Annotated in this window: 3 protein-coding genes; all 3 read left to right on the forward strand. The window is 58.8% G+C overall.

Features of this window, described 5'->3' with window-relative positions; translation table 11 throughout:
• Positions 1-205 precede the first annotated feature (205 nt).
• The 3 genes from VGI36_18660 (at position 206) to VGI36_18670 (ending at position 2868) form a co-directional block, all read left to right on the forward strand.
• Positions 206-991, forward strand: a complete 786-nt coding sequence (locus VGI36_18660; protein HEY2487170.1) for a hypothetical protein — start codon at positions 206-208, stop codon at positions 989-991.
• A 194-nt stretch (positions 992-1185) separates the two neighbouring features.
• Positions 1186-1989 (forward strand): enoyl-CoA hydratase-related protein, encoded by an 804-nt coding sequence (locus tag VGI36_18665; protein ID HEY2487171.1) that lies wholly within the window; start codon positions 1186-1188, stop codon positions 1987-1989.
• A 240-nt stretch (positions 1990-2229) separates the two neighbouring features.
• Positions 2230-2868 (forward strand): peroxiredoxin, encoded by a 639-nt coding sequence (locus tag VGI36_18670; GenBank protein ID HEY2487172.1) that lies wholly within the window; start codon positions 2230-2232, stop codon positions 2866-2868.
• Positions 2869-3029 lie beyond the last annotated feature (161 nt).

A 3029-nucleotide genomic window follows, 5' to 3' on the forward strand; every position in this document is an offset into this window, starting at 1 on the left:
GGTGGCGTAGAACGAAAACTAGCAGACGCGGTCAGTTTCGAACTGTCTCCGCAATTCCTTGTGCGTTGCTTGAGGGTGAGCATTTCACCTATGTGGTTGGGTAGTGTTAGACGGCAGCACAAGCGTCTCTGTCGAGTGGGCTGACGCAACGCAACCGGTTAGGTTTCTAAGTCCATGAAATCTGCGTAGTCTGCGGACAATGGGGTTGCGCATTCCTTTCTCCATGACGCTGTTGCTTGCGCTGGCGACCATGGTGGGCGCCGCCGAGACCGGTAATCTCAAGCTCGACGTGCTCGGCGAGATTGGCGCCGGGGCTCAGAACGCCGCTCGGATTATAGGCACCGATGGGAAGGTCGCGGCCGAAGTTCACGCGGGTTCCTCGATCGCGCTCGCACCCGGCGACTACAAAATGGTCCTGCCGCTGGTCGGTGGGACAATTACCAAGGACGACATCCGAATCGAGCCCGGACGTACCCGGACCGTGATGATCGACAACGCCGCGGTAATGGAAGTAATCGTGAAAGACCGCCACGGCAAAGATCCCGGCTTCGGAGTGACCGTGACTTCCTCGAGCCCACCCCACTCCAAAATCACCAGCTTCAACACCGGAGAGAAGTTTTTGTTCGCGCCGATGCTGGTCGATGTCCACGTCGATGCGCCCCCGCAGGGCTACGACTGGAGCGCCGTCGAACTAAGGCCGGGCCAGCGGGCGCGGCTTTCCATGGGCGAGGTGGTTCCCGCGGAGCTGGATGTGCAAACCATGCTGCACCAGGCACCGATCAACCACAACACTCACGTCATCGTGTTTCGCGCTGGTACGCAGTCGCGTGCCGGCGACAGCCCGCCCGGTCCGCACCAGTTCAAGCTTGACCCGGGCGACTATGATGTCTATGTCGAGAACGGCTCGGGCACGGGACGCCCTACCGCGACGGTGTCCGGAATCCACCTGGAGTCTGGCGCCAAATTGGAAAAAACCGTTCCACTGGATTGAGGAGAAATCGATAATCAATGGCAAGCGAACGGCGGCGCGAAATCAAACGGCGGCGCAAACGTCGCGAAAAAAGAATCAAGGCGAGAATCCGCGAGGCGCGCAAACACAAGAAGAAACGCGCCTGACGCGATAGAAACCCGACGCAGCGCGAACCCGGGCGGGAGCTCCCCGAGCTCGCAGAGGAGATCTTTTCTATGGCCTACGAAACGCTTCTGTACGAAGTTGCCGACGAGATCGCCACGATCACTCTGAATCGCCCGGCCAAGATGAACGCCTATACCGCCGAAATGGGTCGCGAGATCGCCGAGGCGATGCTGCAGGCCGACCGCGACCGCAGCGCGCGGGTCGTGATCATGACCGGGGCGGGTGAGCGCGCCTTCTGCGCGGGAGCGGACATGAGCATGTTTGCTTCCAACATCAAAACGCGTGAACAGCACGGCAGCGTCGAGGAAGGACGCGGCGGCGGTATCTCGCTGCCCGTCATCATGCGCAATCTCTCCAAGCCCACGATTGCGGCGATCAACGGCTATGCGCTGGGGGTCGGTTGTACCATGACGCTGCTGTTCGATGTGCGCATCGCGTCCGACAACGCGAAGCTCGGGGTGATTTTTCCGCGCGTCGGCCTGATGAGCGAGCTTGGCTCCAGCTACCTGATGCCGCGGTTGATAGGTTTATCCCGCACCGCCGAGATGATGCTGACCGGCCGCCAATACGGCGCGCAAGACTGCCTGGCGATGGGCCTGGTGAGCCAGGTCGTCCCGGGAGCGGAATTGAAGGCAAAGTCGCGTGAGCTCGCATCCGAGATGCTCCAATGCTCGCCCTTCTCCCTGGCGATGACGCGTAAGGCGCTCTACCAGGGACTGGAAGGGAACCTCGAAAGCGCGATGCAGTTTGAAGGCTTTGCACTCGAGAAGTGCTACGTCTCCCCCGAGCATAAGGAGTACGTGACCGCCTTTATGGAAAAGCGCAAGCCCGAGTTTGGAAAGCTCAGAAAGTAACCCGTGGGCCGCGCTCGGGGGTTGCGGTTGACCCGCTGACACGCTGGGGTTAGATTGATTCAATACTTAGTTGGTCTCATTTATCATAAATAGGCTAGCGCCAGAGGTTGAAGTAACTCGAAATAGTGTCAAATTTGGAGAGCCTTGTTGGGAAGCAAGCTCTACTGAGCCCGACCTGGCCTCCGGGATTGGGTTGCGAGACCTCGGCAAACATAACGTGAAAAGGCAGGTATAAGGACGATGGCACTTCATATCGGCAGTGTCGCTCCGGATTTCACTCAGGAGTCGACCGAAGGAACGATCAAGTTTCACGAGTGGATGGGCAAGGGTTGGGCGGTTCTGTTCTCCCATCCCAAGGACTTCACCCCGGTATGCACAACTGAGTTGGGCCGCGTTGCCCAGCTGAAGCCGGAGTTTGAAAAGCGCGGCATCAAGCCGATCGGCATCAGCGTGGACGACGTCGACTCGCACAAGAAGTGGATCCAGGACATCGAAGAGATCTCGCACGTGAAGATGAATTTTCCGATGCTGGGCGATGCTGACAAGAAGGTCTCCAAGCTCTACGACATGATCCATCCGGAGTGGAACGACACGCTCACGGTCCGCTCGGTCTTCGTCATCGACCAAAACAAGAAGGTTCGCCTGATCATCACCTATCCCGCCAGCACCGGCCGGAACTTCGATGAGATTCTGCGCGCGATCGATTCGCTGCAGCTCACCGACAAGTATTCGGTTGCGACCGGGGTAGACTGGAAGCATGGTGAGGATTGCATCATCGTGCCGTCGCTGACCGATCCCAAGGTGCTGAAGGAGAAGTTCCCCAAGGGCTACAAGGAATTGAGGCCATATCTGCGGACCACCCCCGATCCTTCGAAGTAAGCGATCGCCTCAAGCAGAAAACCCCGGCTCGAAAAGCGCGCCGGGGTTTTTTGTTTAGGCTAAATCTATTCGCGCGCTACGGGACCAACATCGGCACGAGGATGCCGATGTCTGGTGTACCCCACCCGGTTGCCCGATCGTAACCCGGCTTGGCACTGTAG

The organism is Candidatus Binataceae bacterium, from assembly GCA_036495685.1.
Classification (GTDB): Bacteria; Desulfobacterota; Binatia; order Binatales; family Binataceae; genus JAFAHS01.

What these genes read in the sequence shown, in the direction of transcription:
- VGI36_18665 (HEY2487171.1), top strand. Translation starts at nt 1,186, where the DNA reads ATGGCCTACGAAACGCTTCTGTACGAAGTTGCCGACGAGATCGCCACG.
- VGI36_18670 (HEY2487172.1), top strand. Translation starts at nt 2,230, where the DNA reads ATGGCACTTCATATCGGCAGTGTCGCTCCGGATTTCACTCAGGAGTCG.